Source organism: Curtobacterium sp. MCPF17_051 (genome assembly GCF_003234595.1).
In the GTDB taxonomy this organism is placed as follows: Bacteria; Actinomycetota; Actinomycetes; order Actinomycetales; family Microbacteriaceae; genus Curtobacterium; species Curtobacterium flaccumfaciens.
Genome location: NZ_QKSE01000018.1, coordinates 1 through 19,677, shown reverse-complemented (window position 1 = coordinate 19,677; position 19,677 = coordinate 1). Strand labels below are relative to the sequence as shown.

General features: G+C 71.7%; 21 protein-coding genes. 12 read left to right on the top strand and 9 right to left on the bottom strand.

Translation table 11 applies throughout. The features are described from left to right. The first annotated feature begins 119 nt into the window (after nucleotides 1-119). The gene (ald, locus tag DEJ35_RS14000; RefSeq protein ID WP_110862344.1) at nucleotides 120-1,229 is read left to right on the top strand and encodes an alanine dehydrogenase; all 1,110 of its coding nucleotides are present in this window, start codon (nucleotides 120-122) and stop codon (nucleotides 1,227-1,229) included. A 106-nt stretch (nucleotides 1,230-1,335) separates the two neighbouring features. Here the strand turns inward: ald and DEJ35_RS13995 are convergent, their stop codons facing one another. Continuing rightward, nucleotides 1,336-2,145 carry a tryptophan-rich sensory protein gene (locus DEJ35_RS13995; protein ID WP_111091244.1) on the bottom strand — a complete coding sequence of 270 codons (810 nt, stop codon included), beginning with the start codon at nucleotides 2,143-2,145 and terminating at the stop codon, nucleotides 1,336-1,338. Nucleotides 2,146-2,298: 153 nt separating this feature from the next. Here DEJ35_RS13995 and DEJ35_RS13990 point away from each other — a divergent pair, with 153 nt between their 5' ends. The 6 genes from DEJ35_RS13990 to sufU all read left to right on the top strand — a co-directional run bounded on the left by DEJ35_RS13990 (nucleotide 2,299) and on the right by sufU (nucleotide 9,130). Continuing rightward, nucleotides 2,299-3,282 (top strand): magnesium and cobalt transport protein CorA, encoded by a 984-nt coding sequence (locus tag DEJ35_RS13990; protein WP_110862275.1) that lies wholly within the window; start codon nucleotides 2,299-2,301, stop codon nucleotides 3,280-3,282. A 170-nt stretch (nucleotides 3,283-3,452) separates the two neighbouring features. Beyond that, nucleotides 3,453-5,564 carry an alpha-galactosidase gene (locus DEJ35_RS13985; protein ID WP_111192967.1) on the top strand — a complete coding sequence of 704 codons (2,112 nt, stop codon included), beginning with the start codon at nucleotides 3,453-3,455 and terminating at the stop codon, nucleotides 5,562-5,564. Between the two features lie 100 nt (nucleotides 5,565-5,664). After that, the gene (locus tag DEJ35_RS13980) at nucleotides 5,665-6,948 is read left to right on the top strand and encodes a chloride channel protein (RefSeq protein WP_110862273.1); all 1,284 of its coding nucleotides are present in this window, start codon (nucleotides 5,665-5,667) and stop codon (nucleotides 6,946-6,948) included. A gap of 95 nt (nucleotides 6,949-7,043) precedes the next feature. After that, entirely contained in the window at nucleotides 7,044-7,256 is a 213-nt protein-coding gene (locus DEJ35_RS13975) for an antitoxin (RefSeq protein WP_110862272.1), read from the top strand. A 135-nt stretch (nucleotides 7,257-7,391) separates the two neighbouring features. Further along, complete coding sequence (locus DEJ35_RS13970) at nucleotides 7,392-8,684, top strand: aminotransferase class V-fold PLP-dependent enzyme (RefSeq protein ID WP_110862271.1); 1,293 nt, start codon at nucleotides 7,392-7,394, stop codon at nucleotides 8,682-8,684. Then, entirely contained in the window at nucleotides 8,681-9,130 is a 450-nt protein-coding gene (sufU, locus tag DEJ35_RS13965) for a Fe-S cluster assembly sulfur transfer protein SufU (protein WP_071405057.1), read from the top strand. The genes DEJ35_RS13970 and sufU overlap by 4 nt, the downstream gene beginning before the upstream one ends. Nucleotides 9,131-9,214: 84 nt before the next feature. Here sufU and DEJ35_RS13960 read toward each other — a convergent pair whose 3' ends face one another. Continuing rightward, a complete protein-coding gene (locus DEJ35_RS13960) occupies nucleotides 9,215-9,901 on the bottom strand; it encodes a hypothetical protein (protein WP_111192966.1) in 687 nt (228 codons plus the stop codon). Nucleotides 9,902-10,000: 99 nt separating this feature from the next. On the opposite strand from DEJ35_RS13960, the gene DEJ35_RS13955 reads away from it, so the two are divergent. Beyond that, nucleotides 10,001-10,477, top strand: a complete 477-nt coding sequence (locus DEJ35_RS13955) for a GNAT family N-acetyltransferase (protein ID WP_111124440.1) — start codon at nucleotides 10,001-10,003, stop codon at nucleotides 10,475-10,477. Nucleotides 10,478-10,480: 3 nt separating this feature from the next. Here the strand turns inward: DEJ35_RS13955 and DEJ35_RS13950 are convergent, their stop codons facing one another. Continuing rightward, entirely contained in the window at nucleotides 10,481-11,293 is an 813-nt protein-coding gene (locus DEJ35_RS13950) for a hypothetical protein (RefSeq protein WP_111124436.1), read from the bottom strand. Between the two features lie 18 nt (nucleotides 11,294-11,311). Further along, on the bottom strand, nucleotides 11,312-12,364 hold the full coding sequence (locus DEJ35_RS13945) for a zinc-binding alcohol dehydrogenase family protein (RefSeq protein WP_111091239.1): 1,053 nt from the start codon (nucleotides 12,362-12,364) through the stop codon (nucleotides 11,312-11,314). A 95-nt stretch (nucleotides 12,365-12,459) separates the two neighbouring features. Here DEJ35_RS13945 and DEJ35_RS13940 point away from each other — a divergent pair, with 95 nt between their 5' ends. Continuing rightward, complete coding sequence (locus DEJ35_RS13940) at nucleotides 12,460-13,035, top strand: TetR/AcrR family transcriptional regulator (RefSeq protein ID WP_111124437.1); 576 nt, start codon at nucleotides 12,460-12,462, stop codon at nucleotides 13,033-13,035. Here DEJ35_RS13940 and DEJ35_RS13935 read toward each other — a convergent pair. Continuing rightward, a complete protein-coding gene (locus tag DEJ35_RS13935) occupies nucleotides 12,989-13,444 on the bottom strand; it encodes a GNAT family N-acetyltransferase (protein ID WP_111124438.1) in 456 nt (151 codons plus the stop codon). The two genes, DEJ35_RS13940 and DEJ35_RS13935, sit on opposite strands and share 47 nt — an antisense overlap. A gap of 28 nt (nucleotides 13,445-13,472) precedes the next feature. Continuing rightward, a complete protein-coding gene (locus DEJ35_RS13930; protein WP_111124439.1) occupies nucleotides 13,473-13,922 on the bottom strand; it encodes a MarR family winged helix-turn-helix transcriptional regulator in 450 nt (149 codons plus the stop codon). 65 nt (nucleotides 13,923-13,987) lie between these two features. Between DEJ35_RS13930 and DEJ35_RS13925 the strand changes: the two genes are divergently transcribed. The 3 genes from DEJ35_RS13925 to DEJ35_RS13915 all read left to right on the top strand — a co-directional run bounded on the left by DEJ35_RS13925 (nucleotide 13,988) and on the right by DEJ35_RS13915 (nucleotide 16,393). Then, nucleotides 13,988-14,356: a VOC family protein gene (locus tag DEJ35_RS13925; RefSeq protein WP_110862264.1), complete on the top strand. Its 369-nt coding sequence runs from the start codon at nucleotides 13,988-13,990 to the stop codon at nucleotides 14,354-14,356. A 137-nt stretch (nucleotides 14,357-14,493) separates the two neighbouring features. Further along, nucleotides 14,494-15,897, top strand: a complete 1,404-nt coding sequence (locus DEJ35_RS13920; RefSeq protein WP_220032959.1) for an LLM class flavin-dependent oxidoreductase — start codon at nucleotides 14,494-14,496, stop codon at nucleotides 15,895-15,897. A gap of 4 nt (nucleotides 15,898-15,901) precedes the next feature. Beyond that, on the top strand, nucleotides 15,902-16,393 hold the full coding sequence (locus tag DEJ35_RS13915; RefSeq protein ID WP_110862263.1) for a GNAT family N-acetyltransferase: 492 nt from the start codon (nucleotides 15,902-15,904) through the stop codon (nucleotides 16,391-16,393). A gap of 6 nt (nucleotides 16,394-16,399) precedes the next feature. Here the strand turns inward: DEJ35_RS13915 and DEJ35_RS13910 are convergent, their stop codons facing one another. From DEJ35_RS13910 to DEJ35_RS13900, 3 genes are all read right to left on the bottom strand, one after another. Further along, entirely contained in the window at nucleotides 16,400-17,167 is a 768-nt protein-coding gene (locus tag DEJ35_RS13910) for an SGNH/GDSL hydrolase family protein (protein ID WP_258369953.1), read from the bottom strand. A 79-nt stretch (nucleotides 17,168-17,246) separates the two neighbouring features. Beyond that, nucleotides 17,247-18,176, bottom strand: coding sequence for an acetamidase/formamidase family protein (locus DEJ35_RS13905; RefSeq protein ID WP_111192965.1), 930 nt, complete (start codon nucleotides 18,174-18,176; stop codon nucleotides 17,247-17,249). Continuing rightward, the gene (locus tag DEJ35_RS13900) at nucleotides 18,173-19,579 is read right to left on the bottom strand and encodes an APC family permease (protein WP_071405068.1); all 1,407 of its coding nucleotides are present in this window, start codon (nucleotides 19,577-19,579) and stop codon (nucleotides 18,173-18,175) included. The genes DEJ35_RS13905 and DEJ35_RS13900 overlap by 4 nt, the downstream gene beginning before the upstream one ends. Nucleotides 19,580-19,677: the final 98 nt, after the last annotated feature.

Genomic DNA, 19,677 nt, shown 5'->3' with positions numbered 1-19,677 from the left:
CCGCCGAATACCGTGACACGGATCGCGCTGCGGTTGTCGGGATGTTCGGCTCGGTGCTGCTGTGGGCGAATCCGGTGCTCAATGGTGGGGACGAACGCACCGCCCACGAAGGAGTCAGCATGCGCATCGGCGTCCCCACCGAGATCAAGAACAACGAGTACCGCGTCGCCGCCACTCCGGCCGGCGTCGCCGAGCTCGGGTCGCACGGCCACCAGGTGCTGGTGCAGGCCGGTGCCGGGTCCGGTTCGGCGTTCACCGACGACGAGTACCGCACCGCCGGGGCCACGATCGTCGACACCGCGGCCGAGGTCTGGGAGCGCGCCGAGCTGATCCTCAAGGTGAAGGAGCCGGTCGCGTCGGAGTACCCGATGATCCGGCCGGGCCAGATGCTCTTCACCTACCTGCACCTCGCCGCCGACCGACCGCTGACCGACGCGCTCATCGACTCGGGCGCGACGGCGATCGCCTACGAGACCGTGCAGCTGCCGGACCGCTCGCTGCCCCTGCTGTCGCCGATGTCCGAGGTCGCCGGGCGACTGTCCGCCCAGGTCGGCGCGTTCCACCTGATGCGCACGAACGGTGGGCGCGGGCTGCTGCTCGGCGGCGTCCCCGGCACGCCGAAGGGCCGGGTGGTCGTCATCGGCGGCGGCGTCGCGGGAGAGCACGCCGCCACGATGGCGCTCGGCATGGGTGCCGACGTCACGGTGTTCGACATCAGCCTGCCGCGGCTCCGGGCCCTGGACGCCCGGTTCGACGGCCGCCTCACGACCCTGCGCTCGTCGGCGCACGCCATCGCCGAGGCACTGCGCGACGCCGACCTGGTGATCGGTTCGGTCCTGATCCCCGGGGCGTCCGCGCCGAAGCTCGTCACCGACGCGATGGTCGCCGACATGCGGCCCGGATCGGTCCTCGTCGACATCGCGATCGACCAGGGCGGCTGCTTCGAGGGCTCCCACCCGACCACCCACGACGACCCCACGTTCGCCGTGCACGACACCGTGTACTACTGCGTGGCGAACATGCCCGGCGCCGTCCCGCGCACGAGCACGATCTCGCTGACGAACGCCACGCTGCCCTACGCCGTCGCGATCGCCGACTGTGGCTGGGAGGCCGCGCTCGAGGCCGACCCCGCGCTCGCCGCCGGCCTGAACGTGCACGCCGGCCGGGTCACGAACGCCGCGGTGGCCGCCGCCCACGGCCTGGTGGCGTCCGCCGAGTCTCCGCGCTGAGGCCGCGGGCGGCTGCCGCACGAGTCTTCGCGCTGAGCGACACCTCACGGGCCAACGGCCGCGTGAGGTGTCGCTCAGCGCGAAACGACGCGCAGGAGGACCCGTGTCAGGCCGCCACGGGTGCCGCCGCCCGACCGGCACGCCCGCCGACCCAGCCGACGCGGGCACGCACCACCACCGTCACGACGACCACGGCCGCCGCAGCCACCATGGCCGCGACCGCCGTCGGCACGGAGACGAGCGGCCCCTCGAACCGGGCGACCGAGACCCACGCAAGACCCCATGCGAGCGAGGCCATCGGCGCCAGACGTCCACGACCCCACAGCGCGATGAGGACCCCGACGAGCCCGGCCACCGCGGCGACGACCACGCCCCACGGGTCCTGCCCGAGTCCGAAGCCCCGGAAGCCCGCCGCCGTCAGCACCGCAGCGGTGTTGGCGGCCGTCGCGACGCAGACCCACCCGAGGTACAGCCCGAAGGTGCCGTCGGTCAGGATCGCCTCCACCACGCCGCGGGACGGGGTGCGCCGCAGGATCGTGAACGTCCAGATCAGCACGACGAGCAGTGCGACGATGATCGGCTCGCTCGCCCACAGGAACCCGAACTGCACCGACAGGATCCAGGCGGCGTTGAGCAGCAGGGACAGCACCGCCGGCACCACCAGGCGCTCGTGCCGCTCGTCGTTCGCGGTGCGGAAGAGCTGCAGCACCGCGTAGCCGATGAGCCCGGCGTAGACGACACTCCAGATCGAGAAGGCCGGGCCGTCCGGGGCGATCGCGGTGGAGGACGCCGACAGTGCGCCACCGGCGGCGTCCTGGATGGGCGTCCCACCGGCAGCGCCCGACCCGACGTACGCGCCGATGACGGCGACGACCGCGCTCACGGCCACCGCGATGCGCTTCCAGATCCTCTTCATGACAGTCCCTTTCGTCAGCATGCTGATGACCTGCACGGTAGGCGGCCCGCGCCGACGGTCGTGCAGCGCGCGTTCAGGCAGGACGCTGGGCGCATGGCGGGCGTGCCACGGGCCTCCAGGCCGGAGACCGGCCACCCTGCGTACGGTGGTCGCGTGAGCGTCGAACTGAACACCGTCTACATCGACCGGATCGCCCCGATCGCGAGTCCGTCCCTCGACGACACCTTCCGGATGCTCGACGAGCAGGGCGCCAGCGCGTGCATCGTCCTGCACCAGCCCGACGCCCAGGAACTCGGCGACGTCGCGGTCGCCCTCGGCCTGCACGAACTCGCCGTCGAGGACTCCGCCGAGGGGCACCAGCGACCGAAGCTCGAGCGCTACGGCTCGACGCTGTTCGTGGTGCTCAAGCCGGCGCTGTACAACGACCAGCAGGAAGAGGTGGCGTTCGGCGAGGTGCACGCCTTCGTCGGTGAGACCTTCTTCCTCGCCGTCGTGAAGGCCGACCCCCGTGGCAAGCAGACCGTTCCCCGGGCGCTGCAGCGGTTGAGCGGCAAGCCCGGGCTGGTGACCGTCGGCCCGCAGGCGCAGCTCTGGGCGCTCATGGACTCCATCGTCGACGGCTACGTGCCGGTGATCGACGGCCTCGAAGAGGACATCAACCAGATCGAGGACCAGCTGTTCTCGGGCGAGGCCGGGGTGTCCCGGCGCGTGTACGAGCTGTTCGGCGAGGTCGTCGACTTCCAGCGCGCCGCCCGACCCCTCATCCACATCATCGAGAACCTGCACCGCGGTGCCGAGAAGTACCATTTGCCGATCGAGATGCAGCGGCGGTTCCGCGACGTCCTCGACCACGCGATCCGGGTGGTGGAGCGCCTCGACACGTTCCGGCAGCTGCTGCAGAACGCCCTGACCGTCGACTCCACCCTGGCGGCGCAGAAGCAGAACGACGACACGAAGAAGATCTCCGGGTGGGCGGCGATCCTGTTCGCGCCGACGCTCATCGCCGCGATCTACGGGATGAACTTCACGCACATGCCCGAACTCGGCTGGACGTGGGGGTACCCGCTGTCGATCGTCGCGATGGTCCTGTTCGCCGCGATCCTGTACGTGGTGTTCAAGGTCAAGCGCTGGTTCTGAGCCGCGCCGCAGCCGGAGCCGCGCCGCAGCCGGACCCGCGCCGCAGCCGCAGCCGGAGCCGCGCCGCAGCCTGAGCCGCGCCGCAACCGGAGCCGCGCCGCCGCCGGATTTGCAGCGGACGGCTCCGGACCGGAAAGCTCTGACGTGCAACGACGCCGACTGGAGCCCGCATGCCGCACGAACTCGTCCACCTGACCGCCGGTGGCGTCTCGCTCGTCCTGGACTGCCGCGACGACGCGCTCCCCGCCGTCGTGCACTGGGGAGCGGCACTCGGACCGCTCGACACCGACGCGCTGACGGCCCTCGCCGACGCCGACGTCGTGCCCGTCGCACCGAACGAGATGGACGACCCGGTCCGCCTGTCGGTGCTGCCCGAGCCGCACCGGGGCTGGAGTGGTCGTCCGGGACTCGCCGGGCACCGTGACGGGGCCGACTGGTCGCCGGCGTTCACCGTGACGTCGCTGGCGGTCACCGACACCGCGGTCACCGCTGATGCCGAGGACACCGTCGCCGGGCTCACCGTCCGGGTGACCATCGAGATGCTCGGTTCCGGGCTCGTGCGGGCCCGCGCGAGCGTGACGAACACCGCCGACGGCGTCTACACCGTCGACGACCTGACGCTCGCGATGCCGATCCCGTCGCGGGCGCGCGAGATCCTGGACTTCGCCGGCCGCTGGGGCAAGGAACGGACCCCGCAGCGCCGCGAACTCGTCGTGGGGACCCACCAGCGCGAGGGGCGGAAGGGCCGCACCGGCACCGACGCCGCGACCGTGCTGACGGTGGGGGAGCCGGGCTTCGGCTTCGCGCACGGCCAGGTCTGGGGCGTCCACACCGCCTGGAGCGGGAACCACCGGCACCACGCCGAACGGCTCGCCACCGGCCGCCAGGTCATCGGCGGCGGTGAACTCCTGCTGCCCGGCGAGGTCCGGCTCGCCACCGGTGCCACGTACGAGGGGCCTTGGGTGTACTTCGCCCACGGTGACGGCCTCGACGACCAGGCCCGACGGTTCCACCGCTGGCTCCGCAGCCGCCCGCAGCACCCGACGACGCCCCGCCCGATGACGATCAACGTGTGGGAGGCCGTGTACTTCGACCACGACCTGGCCCGCCTCGTCGACCTCGCCGAGCGTGCCGCAGCCCTCGGCGTCGAACGGTACGTGCTCGACGACGGCTGGTTCCGTGGCCGCCGCGACGACCACGCCGGCCTCGGTGACTGGTACGTCGACGAGGACGTCTGGCCGGACGGACTCGGCCCCCTGGTCGATCGCGTCCGTGCGCTCGGCATGGAGTTCGGCCTGTGGTTCGAACCCGAGATGGTGAACGAGGACAGCGACCTCGCCCGCGCCCACCCGGAGTGGATCCTGCAGGCCGACGGCCGGCTGCCCGCCCGGTCCCGCGACCAGCAGGTGCTCAACCTGGCGATCCCCGAGGCCTTCGACCACGTGCTCGAGCGGATGACTTCGATCATCGGCGAGTACGCGGTCGACGCCGTGAAGTGGGACCACAACCGCGACCTCGTCGAGGCGGGGTTCCCGGGCGGCGGCGCAGCGGTCCACGAGCAGACCCTCGCCGCGTACCGGTTGATGGCGACGCTCGGCGAGCGGTTCCCGTCGCTGGAGATCGAGTCGTGCTCGTCGGGTGGTGGTCGGGTCGACCTCGGCGTCATCGAGCACACCGCGCGGGTGTGGGTGTCCGACGACATCGACCCGCTCGAGCGCCAGCAGATGCACCGGTGGACGCAGCAGCTCCTGCCGCCGGAGCTGCTCGGCTCGCACATCGCGAGCGGCCGGAACCACACGACCGGTCGCGTCCACGACCTCGCCTTCCGTGCCGGCACCGCCCTGGTCGGCCACCTCGGCATCGAGTGGGACCTGGCCGGCGCGACCGCCGACGAGTCCGCCGCGCTCACCGAGTGGATCGCGCTCTACCGCGACCTCCGCCCGCTCCTGCACGGCGGTGACCTGGTGCGGTCGGACGAGGTCGACGACGCGCGGCTCGTGTACGGCACGGTCGCGCCGGACCGGCAGCAGGCCGTCTTCTTCCTCGCCAGCATCGGCCGCTCCGAGGTCTCCGGCACCGGCCGGGTCACCTTCCGCGACCTCGACCCCGACACGGCGTACCGCGTCGACCCCGTGGTCATCGGCGACGGCCACGACCTGGTGCGACCGGACTGGTGGTCCGGCCCGCGGATGTTCAGCGGACGGGTGCTCGGCACCGTCGGCCTGCAGCCGCCGCTCATGCCGGCCGACTGCGTGGTGCCGTTCCGGGTGACGGCCGTCTGACGACGGGTGCTCGGGGTGCCCGGCCTGGAGGCCCGCCCCGCGTCCGGCGGCCCCGTCGCCGTCCGTCATCGGGTGCGTGCAGCCCGTTAGGCTTCCGGTCATGCCGCACTCCGGACACGCGACCCCGGTCTGGGCCCTCAAGCTCGCGGTCGTCACCGCCCTGGTGGGCGTCTCCGGCGGCATCGCCGGCATCGCGGTCTGGCTCGCGCTCCAGCTCATCCAGTTCGTCGCCTTCGGCTACGGGTTCGGCGGGCACCTCGAGGCGGCCGACGCATCGTCCGGGCTGAACCGGTTCCTCGCGCTCACGGCGGCCGGCGTCCTGACCGGGTTCGCCTGGTGGGCGCTCCGTCGGTGGGGGCGCTCGATCGTCTCGGTCACCGCGGCCGTCGACGGCAAGCGGATGCCGGCCCTGGCGACGCTCGCGAACGCCGGCGTCCAGATCCTGGCCGTGGGGCTCGGCGCGTCCATCGGCAAAGAGGTCGCGCCGCGTGAGGTCGGGGCCTGGCTGGCCCAACTCGTCACCCGTCGTGCGGGGCTGACCGCACGCGAGACGAAGATCCTCGTCGCCTGCGGGGCCGCGGCCGGCCTCGCCGCCGTCTACGACGTGCCCCTCGGCGGTGCGCTGTTCGCGGTCGAGGTCCTGCTCGGCGAGATCAGCTTCGCGACCGCCCTGCCCGCCTTCGCCACGAGTGCCGTCGCCGCCATCACCGCCCGGCTCGTGATCCCGGACGAGGTGCTGTACCACGTGCCCGCGATGCACCTGTCGCCGTCGCTGCTCGTCTGGGCGGTCGTCGTGGGGCCGGTGCTGGGGCTCGCCGGGGTCGGGTTCGTCAAGCTGACCAACCGGCTGCAGGGCATCGCCCCGAAGGGCTGGCACCTGCTCGTCGTGCTGCCCGTGGTCTTCGCGATGGTCGGGCTCATCGCGATCCCGTTCCCGGAGATCCTCGGCAACGGCCGGGCCCTCGGCCTCGTCGCGATGAACAGCACGCTCGACGACGCCTCGTTCGCCAGCCTGTCGCCGATCGTCCTCCTGCTGCTGCTCGGCGTCCTGCGGACCGTGACCACCTCGGCCACCATCGGCGCGGGTGCGGTCGGCGGCACCCTGACGCCCTCGATCGCGATCGGGTCGGCGATCGGCGGTGGCCTGGGCGGAGCGTGGCTGCTGCTGTGGCCGGCCGACGGTCCGAGCCTGGCGGCTTTCGCGTTCGTCGGTGCGGCGGCCTTCCTCGCCACCACCATGCGGGCACCGTTCACCGCCCTGGTGCTCGTCGTCGAGTTCACCCAGCAGGGCACCGACATCCTCGTGCCCTCGCTGCTCGCGGTGTCCGGCGCGGTCGCCGTCGGGTACGTGCTCGCCCGCCGTCGCAGCGCACAGATGGTGTGAGGACCCCGAACATCCCGGTACGGATGGCTGCCCGGCGGCCTACTGTCGGCGCCAGGACGGAGCGACGGGCTCCGCACCGAGACGAGGAGCAGCCGATGGCGGGGTTCGACGACATCACGAAGAAGGCCCAGGAGTTCCTGAAGGACGGCAAGGTCCGGGACGCCCTGCAGAGCGAGAAGGCCGAGGGCGTCAGCGACAAGGTGCTCGGCGGCGTGGCCGACGCGGTCAAGAAGGCCACGGGCGGCAAGTACGACGACAAGATCGACGGTGCCCGCGACGCTGCGGACAAGAAGCTCGGCAACGAGTAGCGACCGACGTGCAACGGCCCAGGACCCGGCGTTGTCCTGGGCCGTCGCGGTGCCGACTGGACGTGGTCGGGAACAACGGACACCATGGACGGGTTGCTCCGGACAGCAGCACCAGGAGGACGAGACGTGACAGTCGTGGCGCCGAACCAGCCGCTCACCGAGACCGAGGTCGAGGCGATCAAGCGGGACTTCCCGATCCTCGCGCAGGACGTGAACGGGCAGCCGTTGGCGTACCTGGACTCCGGGGCGACGGCTGAACGCCCGCGCCAGGTCCTCGACGCCGAGCGCCGGTTCCTCGAACACGACAACGCCGCCGTCCACCGCGGGGCCCACACGCTCGCGGCGCTCAGTACCGACGCCTACGAGGACGCCCGCGCCACCGTCGCCGGCTTCATCGGCGCCGCCGCCCCGACCGAGGTCGTGTGGACCGCGAACGCCACCGACGCGCTCAACCTCGTCGCGTACGGCATGGCCAACGCCAGCCGTGGCCGCGGCGGTGCCCAAGCCGAGCGCTTCCGCCTGGGCGTCGGTGACGAGATCCTCGTGACCGAGGCCGAACACCACGCCAACCTCGTGCCGTGGCAGGAGCTCGCCGCGCTCACCGGTGCCACCCTGCGCTGGATCCCGGTCGCCGACGACGGCACCTGGACCGCCGACGACGCCGCGGCGCTGATCACGGACCGCACGAAGGTCGTCGCGTTCTCGCACGTCTCGAACGTCACCGGGATGATCGCCCCCGTCGAGCAGGTCGTCGGCCTCGCCCACGCCCGCGGCGCCCTCGTCGTGCTCGACGCCTGCCAGTCCGCACCGCACCGTCCCCTCGACGTGCAGCAGCTCGGGGTCGACTTCGCCGCGTTCTCCGGGCACAAGATGCTCGGCCCGAACGGCATCGGCGTGCTCTGGGGCCGTGCCGAGCTGCTCGACGCCCTGCCGCCGTTCCGGACCGGTGGCTCGATGATCACCACCGTGACGATGGAGGGCTCCGAGTTCATGCCGGCGCCCGAGCGGTTCGAGGCCGGCACGCAGCCGGTGTCGCAGACCGTCGCCCTCGCCGAGGCCGTCCGGTACCTGCAGGGCATCGGCATGGAACGCGTCCGCGCCCACGAGGAACACCTGGCCCGCCGGATGCTCGACGGTCTCGCCGCCGTGCCCGGCATCCGGGTGGTCGGCCCGCCCGCCGGCGTCCCACGCTCCGGTCTGGTGTCGTTCGACGTCGACGGGGTGCACGCCCACGACGTCTCGCAGTACCTCGACGCGCAGGGCATCGCGGTGCGTTCCGGCCACCACTGCGCCCAGCCCCTGCACCGCCGCCTCGGTCTCGTCGCCACGAGCCGTGCGAGCACGTACGTCTACACGACCGAGCACGACGTCGACCGGTTCCTCGCAGCCGTCGCCGAGGTCCGCGACTACTTCGGAGCCACCGCGTGAACGCCCTCGACAGCCTGTACCAGCAGGTCATCCTCGACCACGCGAAGGCGCGTCACGGCGACGGCGCGATGCCCGACGCGGATGCCTCGCACTTCGAGCGGAACCCCACGTGCGGCGACGAGATCACGGTCAGCCTGCGGCTCGAACCCGGCACCGACCGCATCGCCGGGCTCGCCTGGCAGGGCGACGGCTGCTCGATCTCGATGGCCTCGGCGTCCGTCCTCACCGACATGGCCGTCGGCCGCACCGTGCCCGAGTTCCTCGCGCTGACCGAGGAGTTCCGCACCATGATGCGCTCGCGCGGCGTCGGTGAGCCCGACGAGGACGTCCTCGAGGACCTCGTCGCCTTCCACGGCGTCTCCAAGTTCGTCATGCGCGTCAAGTGCGGCATGCTCGCGTGGGTCGCGGCGGAAGCCGCCGCGCGCGAGGCGACCGCGTCCCGCTGACCCGTGTGCGGCTCGCGATCGCGAGCACCGGACAGTCGGGAGGCCCGTTGCGGGCCCGCCCCGCGCCTCCCGTCCGCAGCACGGTCAGCGGCAGACGTCCTGCGTTGCCGCCTTCGTGTCGTTGATGACGATCGTCGTCACGATGTCCTCAGCGCCGGAAGCGCCACCCGTGGTGTCGAAGTGCAGCCAGTGGCCATCCGTGGTCGGTGCCACGTACTCGCGGTAGCCGCCGATCGGTGGCTCCCACGTGTCGATCGTCTTCTCGAGCCCGGGGTACGCCGCGCGCACGTCGTCTGCGGTGGAACCGAGCGCGATGCCCGTGGACGTCAGCACGGGCGACGAGAACGCTCCGGGGTCGGTTGCCTGTCCCGCAACGCTGATGTAGCGCACGCCGGGTCCGGAGTCGTCGGACGTGACCAGGATCCGGTACCCGGACCCGCTGGGGGTGGACAGGTCGGCGGACTGCCACTCCCAGAACGTCGGGCAGCCGCTCGACGGCTGCCGCGAGAAGCCGGCAGCCGGCAGCACCGTGCTGGCGTCCGTGGCACCGAGCTGGACGGGACCGAAGGACGCGTCGCCGAATACCCAGCTCGAGGGGCCGCTCGGGCTGGATGACGGCCGGACGCTCGTCGGGGTCGTCGTCGGCGTGACGGCCGTCGCTGTCTGCGTGGCGCTCGGAGCGCTCGGCCCGGACGCTGTCGCGCAGCCAGCCGCCCCGATGAGGAGCGTGGCGATGCCGACGGTGAGGATGGTGGTGCGGAGCGTGGTCATGATTCTCCCTTCTCCTTGCAGTGTCGTCGTCCCGGCGATCCTGACGGACGTCGGCGCGGACTGATGGCGGTCACGAGCACGAGCACGAGGATGGACCACATGATCGTCGAGACAGCGCATCCCGGCTCGGCGGGATCCGACGTGATCGTGCGGGACTACCTGACGGAGGTCGCGTCGCGGTGGTACGGGCGGGCGGCGACGTCGGCCGAGGTCGACCGGGCACTCGACGAGGAGCCGTACGACGACCTGCATGGGGACTCGGGGGTGTTCCTCGTCGCCGCCGACGGGGGAGCCGTGGTCGGTTGCGCCGGCGTGCGCTTCGTGGGCGTCGTCGGCGAGCTGACGAAGGTGTTCACGCTGCCGGAGCACCGAGGCCGAGGCGTCGGTTCGGGGCTCCTGCGCCACGTCGAGGACGTCTGCCGCGGACGCGGTATCACGTCGTTGCGGCTGGGCACGCGGGCCGGGCTCGCCGAGGCCTGTGCGCTCTACGAACGGCTCGGCTTCGTCCGGGTCCCGCCGTTCAGCGACGACCCGTACTCCGACCGCTGGTACGCGAAGTCGCTCGCTACGGAGTAGCGATCAGGCGAAGACGCCGATCTCGCGGAGCGCGTCGCCGACGGTGATGCGCTCGTCGCGTTCCTGCGCCCGTGCCCAGCGGGACTTCGCGAGCGCGACGGCCTGGTCGTCGAGACCGAGGAGTTCGTAGAGGCCGTCCAGCTCTCGGGGAACGAGATCGGCGAGCGGCAGGGGGAACTTCCGTTCGGGGCTCGCGTAGCCCTGCTGGGCGAGCTGTTCGAGGACGCCCGGGTCGGTCTCTCGCTGTTCCATGAGCAGGACGACGGTTCGTGACCTCGTCGCCATAAGGAAGACGGACCGCACGTTCTCGTCCGGGTCGGTCGCCAGGGTGATCTCGACGGCGAGGGGGAGGTCTTCTTCGCACGCGAGCTCCCAGCGCTGCGAGGTGTCCCCGTGGATCGCCGTGAGCATGTCCGGGTGGACGCCGAGGCCGCGCTCGCCGCGTTGCGGTCGCAGCGAGGTCGGCCGTGGGCCGTCCCCGACGCGCGCCGTGGGGAAGCCGACACCCGTGTACGCGGTGTGAGCGATCGGCAGGAAGTGGAGCGCCTGGTGCAGCGCGGTCGCGGCGTCCTGCACGGCCGGGGCCGTCACGTCACCGTCGGCGGCCTCGATGGCGGTGGCGTAGTCGGACAGTGCGGTGTGCTGCTGGTCGATCGCCAGTGCGAACATCTCCTTGCCCCTGGCGGTGTCGCCGAGGAGCCGCGGGTCCAGGTGCAGCGTTACGGCGCTCGGGTCCTGCAGGTGCCCCCGCGGCGTGGCACCGCCCGACATCATGATCTCGAACGTCTCGTCGTCTTGCTCGTCGGAACCGGTCACGTCGCTGACGCTACCGGCTCAGGGGAGCGTCACGACGAGCTTCCGGGCGGAGACACCCGCGCGGAGCTCGGCGAGGGCGTCCGGGATCGCGGCGAGCCCCGATCCGACGACGGATGCGGTCGGCGTCGCTCGGTACCGACCGGTGCGGAGCGCCTCGGGCAGGAAGTCGCGGTAGATCGCGGGGCCGACCTCGGACTCAGTCGGACGGCCACCCCAGATCGCGGTGATGTTGACCCCGCGTCGACGCTCGAGACGTGCACGGATCGTCGTCACCGGCGTCGGGTAGGCCGATGCGAGTCGGCCGGAGCCGGTGGCTGCCCGGACGATCGGGAGCGTGCGGGTCAGCGAGCCCTGGCCGAAGGCGATGGTGCCGGCGAGCTCCCGGTCGGCGAGTGTCTCGAGGATGCGGCGTGCGGCACCGTCGTCGCGGTAGTCGAACACGGCTTCGGCCCCGAGGTCCTGCACGAACCCATGGTTCTTCGGCGATGCGGTGCCGATCACGGCGTACCCGGCGGCCCGGGCGAGCTGGACGGCGTTGGCGCCGACGCTCGTGGACGCGCCCCACACCAGGACGACCCCGTTGCGCTCGGCGGTGTCTGCGGTCGGGAGCGACAGCGCGAGTTGGTCCGGCTCGAACAGGCCTGCGGCGGCGGTCGAGACGGCGAGTGGCAGGACCGCTGCCTGCTCGGCCGGCAGATCATCCGGCACCGAGGTCGTCACGCGTTCGAGCAGCAGGACCTGGTGCTGGAAGGCGCCTTCGGCAGCGCTGTTCCGGTGCTGCTCCTGCCCCGCCGCGTGCCCGACGACCCGGTCGCCCACACGGAACCGCTCGACGCCGGGGCCGATCGCGATCACGGTGCCGGCGACGTCCGAGCCGAGGACCGCGGGGAACCGCAGCTTCGGGTACACCAGGTGCCGGAAGAGCCCGCCGACGGCGTCGACCGGGTTGACGGCGACGGCCTCGGCGCGGACGACGAGTTCGCCGGGGCCGGGCTGGGGGGCCGTGGCGGGCCCGACGGCGAACCGCCCGGTCGACGTGGTCCAGAGTGCTGCGTTGCCCGATGACGACATGGTGTCCCGATCTCTTGCTCGAAGTGGATCATGACACGGCGTGTCATCACCCAGTCAATCATGACACGACGTGTCATCACCAGTAGTCTTGCCCCATGCGTTGGTCTCCGGATGCCCGAGGGCGACTCGAACGAGCGGCGTTCGAGCTCTTCGCCGAGCAGGGCTACCAGGCGACGACCGTGCCGCAGATCACCGCACGGGCCGGCCTGACGACCCGCACCTTCTTCCGGTACTTCGCCGACAAGCGCGAGGTGATCTTCGCCGGCGACGAGATCCCCGACCTCGCCCGGGCCGCCATCGAGGGAGCGCCGGCCGGGATCAACCCGCTCGACATCGTCGTGCACGGCCTCCGGCAGGTCGCCGACGAGCGGTTCGAGGGGCGTCACGACGAGGTCGGTGCGGTGCGGCGGGTGGTGCTGTCCGAGCCGTCACTCCGGGAGCGCGACGCCCGGAAGCGTGCCGACCTGACGGACGCGGCGCGCGAAGCCTTCGTCGTTCGCGGGCTCGATCCGTCCGAGGCGGCGGTGATCGCCGAGACGTGCGTGATGCTGTTCCACCTGGCCCTCGAGGCCTGGGTCACCGGACCGGCCGAGCGCCGGATGGCCGACGTCGTCGACGAGCAGCTCAGTGCACTTCGTGGGGTGCTCGATCGGCCGCGCGCAGCGTCATGAAGACGTCGACGCCGTCATCGGTGTCGAGCACGAAGCCGTGTCGTTCGTAGAGCCGACGGGCGGGGCTGCCCACCAGCACGTTGAGCCGCGTCGGGCCGTCGTGGGGCTCGTCGAGGACGGCGTGCAGCACGGTCGACCCGACTCCACGGCCCTGGACCTCGGGCACGAGGTAGAAGTGCTCGACCCAGCGGACGTCGTCCTCGTCCCGCACGGTGATCGACCCGACGTCGCGGCCGTCGACCACGACGATGCGGGTCAGTCGCGGCCGGAACGCGTCGCGGAGGCGCTGTCGGACGCGCAGCTCGTCGAACACCCCGAGCCGCGTCAGGTCGTCGCGCAGCACCACGGCCCGGAGCTCGACGAGCCACTCGAGGTCCTCGGGGGTGCTGTCCCGCAGAGCGACGTCCATCCGCCCAGCCTACGAACACCGCGAGCGCTCAGGTCTCACTACGGAGCGATGCGACCATGCTCCGCAGGATCTGGCGGGCCTCGGTCTGCTGGTCGGTGGTCAGATCGGCGAGCATCCGCTGTTCGACACCGCGGATCGCCGCACTCGCCTGCGCCAGGCTCCGACGCCCGCTGTCGGTGAGCTGCGTGGGGAGCGCCTTGCCGACCGACGGCTCGGTGGCGCGGGTGACGAAACCGTCCCGCTCCAGGGTCTGCAGCAACACGTTCATCGACTGCCGGGTGACGAAGGTGCCCCGCGCGAGTTCGGAGTTCGACAGGCCGGGGCGCTGTGCGAGCAGTTCGAGGCAGGAGTAGTGCGTCACCGTCATGCCGAGCGGGCGCAGCACGGCCTCCATCGACGCACGGAGGGCGCTGGCGGTCTCCTTGAGCAGGTAGCCGATCGACGTCTCGAGGTGGATGCCGGTGTCGTCTTGACGCATGTCAGCAGTCTGACATAGGTTTGCCGTGTGTCAGAAAACTGACACAAAGATCAAGGAGTGCACCAATGCCCGTCACCGGCCCCGACTTCATCTCACTGCAGACCCGCGACCTCGATGCCTCACAGGCGTTCTACGAGCGGTACCTCGGCCTCGTCCGCTCGCAGGCCGGCCCGCCGCACGCCGTCGTGTTCGAGACCACGCCGATCGCCTTCGCCCTGCGCGACCTGGTACCCGGCACGGACCTCGACGCGGTGGCGCAGCCCGGCCTCGGCGTCGCGATCTGGCTGCACGCGACGGACGTGCAGGCGATCCACGACGCGCTGGTCGCCGACGGGCACCGCATCGTCTCGGCGCCGATCGACGGTCCCTTCGGTCGGACGTTCACGTTCGCCGACCCCGACGGTTACCACGTCACGCTCCACGACCGCGCCTGAGCCCTGGAACGAGCCACGCGCCCGGCGCGGGCGGCGCGCCGGGCGCGGGGCGGGCCTCCAGGCCGATGCCGGAGCCGACCGTCACGCTTCGTCACGATCCGTGACGGTCCGGGGTGTCCGACGTAGCGTCTCGACCCGTGACCACCAGCAGCGAGCACCGGCAGATCCGCTTCAACGCGTTCGACATGAACTGCGTCGCGCACCAGTCCTCCGGGCTGTGGCGGCACCCGCGTGACCGGTCGCGGGACTACCGCGATCTGACCTACTGGACGGACCTGGCGAAGACGCTCGAGCGGGGTGCGTTCGACGGCATCTTCATCGCCGACGTCCTGGGCACGTACGACGTGTACGGCGGCTCGAACGAGGCCGCGCTCCGCACCGGGTCGCAGGTGCCCGTGAATGACCCGATCCTGCTCGTGTCGGCGATGGCGTCGGTGACGGAGCACCTGGGCTTCGGCATCACGGCGGGCACCGCGTACGAGCACCCGTACCCGTTCGCCCGACGCATGTCGACGCTCGACCACCTGACCAAGGGCCGGGTCGGCTGGAACGTCGTCACCGGGTACCTGCCGAGTGCCGCGCGGAACATGGGCCAGACCGACCAGCTGTCGCACGACGACCGGTACGACGTGGCGGACGAGTACCTCGAGGTCCTCTACAAGCTGTGGGAGGGCTCGTGGGAGGACGACGCCGTCGTCGCCGACCGCGAAGCGGGGGTCTTCACGGACCCGGCGAAGGTGCACCCGATCGAGCACCACGGCACGCACTTCGACGTGCCGGGCATCCACCTGTCCGAGCCGTCCGTGCAGCGCACGCCCGTCATCTACCAGGCGGGCGCGTCGCCGCGCGGCATCCGCTTCGCCGCTGAGAACGCGGAAGCGGTCTTCGTGGGCGCACCGACCGTCGAGCAGCTCGCGTCGACCGTCGCGAAGGTCCGGGACGCCCTGGAGGCAGCTGGTCGCGACCGGTACGCCGCCCGCGTCTACACGCTGCTCACCGTGATCACGGACGCCACCGACGAGCTGGCCCAGGCGAAGTACGAGGACTACCTGTCGTACGCGTCGGAGCTCGGTGCGCTGGTGCTCAACTCCGGCTGGATGGGGGTCGACCTGTCGCAGTGGGACCCGGACCAGCCCCTCGGTGACGTCGAGTCGAACGCGATCCAGTCGGCGGCGGCGAACATCGCGGCGGCGACGGGGGAGGACGGGTCGAAGTGGACGATCCGTGACCTGGCGCGGCAGACGGCGATCGGTGGACTCGGCCCGGTGGCGGTCGGCGGGGGAGCGACCATCGCCGACCGGCTGCAGGAGATCCAGGAGCTGACCGACGTCGACGGCTTCAACCTGGCGTACGCGGTGACCCCGGGCACGTGGGAGGACGTCATCGAGTTCGTGATCCCGGAGCTCCGTGCCCGTGGGGCCTACCCGGAGGAGTACGGGTCGGGGTCGCTCCGCCAGAAGCTGCACGGCCGCGGGGACCGGCTGCCCGACGAGCACCGTGGGGCGTCGTTCAGGATCGGGAGCCGGGCGGTCGTAGGCTGATCGGGTGATCGAGTCCTCCGTGGTCGTGCGTCCTGCGACCCCGGACGAGACCGACACCTGCATCGACCTGTGGGCCGCGGCCGTGGCCGCGCGTGACGGCGCCGCCGAGGACCCGGCGGTGCGGGAGCGTGCGCGGCAGAAGTTCGCCGCGGAGCACGTCGCCTGGTTGGTGGCTCCCGGCCCGGACGGTGCGGTCGACGGCTTCGTGCTCGTGACGGCGCCCGGCACCGGGCGGTCGACGGACCCGGCGGACGCCGCCTACCTGTCGTTGCTCGCGGTGCGCCCAGGGGTGCAGGCCCGCGGGGTCGGACGGTCGCTGCTGTCCGAGGCGGTGCACGATGCCCGTGCTGCCGGGCACCCACGCGTCGTGCTGCACGTGCTCGGCGACAACGACCGGGCGGTGCGGCTGTACGAGGCGGGCGGCTTCGTGGCGACGGGCGACGAGTTCGCGCACGCGCTGAGCGGGGTCACCACCCGCGTGTACGTCGCGGGCTGACGCTGGCTACGCGTCCTGCCTGCGCACCGGCGTCCACGTGGGGTGGGTCGCCGAGCGCCCGTCGCCCGACGACGTGCGGGTGATCCGACGCTGCACCCACGGCAGGACGTACTCGCGGTAGTAGCGGAGTTCCTCGCCCAGGCGGGCCCGGGCGGCACCGGCGTCCGCGGGCTCGACCGGCGCGGGGCCGTCGAGGACCGCGTGCAGCGCCAGGTCCGCGACGCGCTGGTGCCCGGTGGCGTTCATGTGCAGCCGGTCGTCCGACCAGAACTCCGCACGGCCGAGGTGCGGGTCGCGCGAGACGTCGACGAACGGCAGGCCGCGGCGTCGGGCGAGCGTGCCGAGCGCTTCGGCCCAGGCGTCACCGCGGCGGTTGATGAGGGAGCCGAGGGGCAGGCGGGCGCTCGGGTCGGCCGGGCTGAGGAGCGCCAGGCGTGCCCCGGTGGCCTCGACGCGGTCGGCGGCTGCCTCGACCTGCCCGATGAGCGCGTCCACGTCGAAGCGCGGGCGCAGCAGGTCGTTCCCGCCGGCGCAGAAGGTGATCAGGGTCGGCGCCGGGTCGAGCGCGAGTGCGGCCCCGAGCTGGCCGTCGAGGACCCCGGCGAGCAGTCGGCCGCGCACCGCGAGGTTCGCGTACGAGACGTCGGCGTCCGAGGCTCCCGCCATCGCGCTCGCGAGTCGTCCGGTCCAGCCGGGGAACGGAGCGGGTCCGGCGTCGCCGATGCCCTCCGAGAAGCTGTCGCCGATCGCGACGTAGCGGATGGTGTCGTGCATGCGCCCATCATCGTGCACACGCCTGTGCAGGTTCCCGGCACTCCGTGCTCACGAAGGGCTCGTCACCCCCAGCGAACCCTCACAGCACCGCCTTCGGCACCCGGTGCAGGGTGACCGCGCCGACGGCGGCGAAGGGGTGCAGCGGGTCCGGGGCGGTGGAGCCGGTCGGCCCGCCGAGCTTCGAGTCACCGACCGCGCTGAGCACCGCGTAGGCGTCCTCGGCGGTCCAGCCGTGCTCGTCGACGAGGAACGCGAAGGCGTCCTCGTACCCGCGCCGGACGCTCTCCTGCACGGGGTCGCCGAGGCCGACGAACAGCCAGTCGTCGGCGGTCTCGATGCGGGGTGCGCGGAGCACCGGGCCGCCCTTCACCAGGTCGACGGAGACGATCGCGGTGCCCTGGGCCTCGATGGCGACGAACGACGACTCGCCCTCGGCCATGAGTGCGTGGATGTCGCCGATCGACAGCAGCGCACCGGGGACCCGGACGGGCAGGGACACGCTCGAGCCGGGGCGGGCCTCGGTGACGTCCATGTTGCCGCCCTCCGGGTAGGCCGGCATGATCGTCGAGTTCTCACCCTCGGCCGGGGCCGTCCCGATGCACCCGATCATCGGCCGGACGGGGAACCGGTGCCGCTCGGACACCTGCACCGTGCCGTCCGAGATCGGGCAGCGGCGGGCGAAGACCCGGTCGCCCATCACGTGCTGCAGGGCCCCGGAGCCGGGCAGGGACACCGACCAGCCGTGCGTGGTCAGCTCGATGGCGTGGATGGTCACCACGAGGGTGTCGCCGGGTTCTGCCCCCTCGACGAACACCGGGCCGGTCACCGGGTTGATCGGCGCCTGCAGCTGCGCCATGTCGTGGTGCTGGTCGAGTTCGGCGTAGACGGCGTCGGTGGTCTCGAAGCCGATGGTATCGCCGGTGCCGGGGCGGACCCGCAGCACGGGCTCCCGGTCGGCCGAGAACCCGGGGCGGCCGAGGGTGTTCGGCAGGAAGTGGTCCGGGGTCATCGTGCGTCCTCCGTCGTCGGTTCTGCTTCGGAGCCGACCTCGGTGGAACGGCCGGTGCGTCGGTAGTACAGGAACACGGCCGCGCCGACGATCAGCCAGATGATCCCGCCGACCTTCGCCTCGACCGCGGCGTTCAGCAGGACGTACCCGATGATCAGGAACCCGACCAGCGGCACGACCAGGTGCAGCAGCCAGTTGCGCGACTTCCCCTTGACGACGTGGTGCACGAAGACGGACACGTGCAGGAGCATGAAGCCGAACAGCGCGCCGAAGTTCACGAGCGACGAGATCGTGTCGATCTGCCCGACGAAGAACAGCACCAGGATCGCGGAGAGCACCGAGACGACGATGATCGCGTTCTGCGGCACCTGGCGCCCGTTGAGCTTGTGCAGGAACGCGGGCAGCTGACGGTCGCGGCTCATCGAGAAGAGCAGACGGCTCGTCGCGGCCTGTGCGGCCATGGCGTTCGCGATGCCGACGGCGAGCACGTTGACGGCGAAGAACGCGGTCGCCCAGCCGCTCGACGAGGCCTGCTCGACGATGGTGAAGAAGGCGTTGCCGGCCTCGCTGTCCGAGAACGAGTCCCGCCCCGCGGCCAGGGCGGATGCGAGCCAGGTCTGCAGGATGAACAGGAACGCCACGATGACGAGCGCCAGGATCATCGCCGTGCCGGCTCCGCCACGACGGCCGGTGGACTCCTCGGACAGCGTCGAGATGCCGTCGAAGCCCAGGAAGCTCAGCACCGCGATCGACAGGGCCGAGGCGATGAGCGGCGCCGACACCTTGGCCGGGTCCCAGATCTGCTCGGTGCCGAAGGACGCGTCGGGGATCGTGCCGCCGGTCAGTGCGACGATCGCGATGACGACGAAGATCGCGACGAAGACGAGCTCGATGAGCAGGAAGATGCGGTTCGCGAGCTTGAGCGAGGACACCCCCGCCAGGTTGATGACGGTGTTGATCGCGACGAACACGAGCGCCCACAGCCAGCGGGGCGTGCCCGGGAAGATGCCGACCATGCTCTCCGCGGCGAACACGTAGAGCAGCGTCGGGACGAGCAGGTAGTCGAGCAGGATCGCCCAGCCGGCGAAGAACCCGGCGGTGGGGTGGATGCCGCGGCCGACGTACGAGAACACGCTGCCGGCGAGGGGGATCGACTTCGCCATCTGCGCGTAGGCCAGGGCGGTGAAGATCATCGCGACGAGGCCGACGAGGTACACCAGCGGCACCATGCCGCTGGAGGCGTTGTAGACGGTCCCGAAGATCGCCCACGGGGCGATCGGGACCATGAAGACCAGGCCGTAGATGAGCAGGTCGGTGGTGGAGACGGAGCGCTTGAGCTCCTGCTTGTAGCCGTAGGCCTCGAGCTGCTGCTGTGCGGAGAGCTCGCTGTGCTGCTGCGACATGTCGGGTTCCGTTTCGGGTGGATGGACGGGTGCAGGGGGCGGTGCTGGGGGAAGGGGAGCGGGTGGTGTCGTCGGGAAGGCGGGTGCGGCTGTGGGGG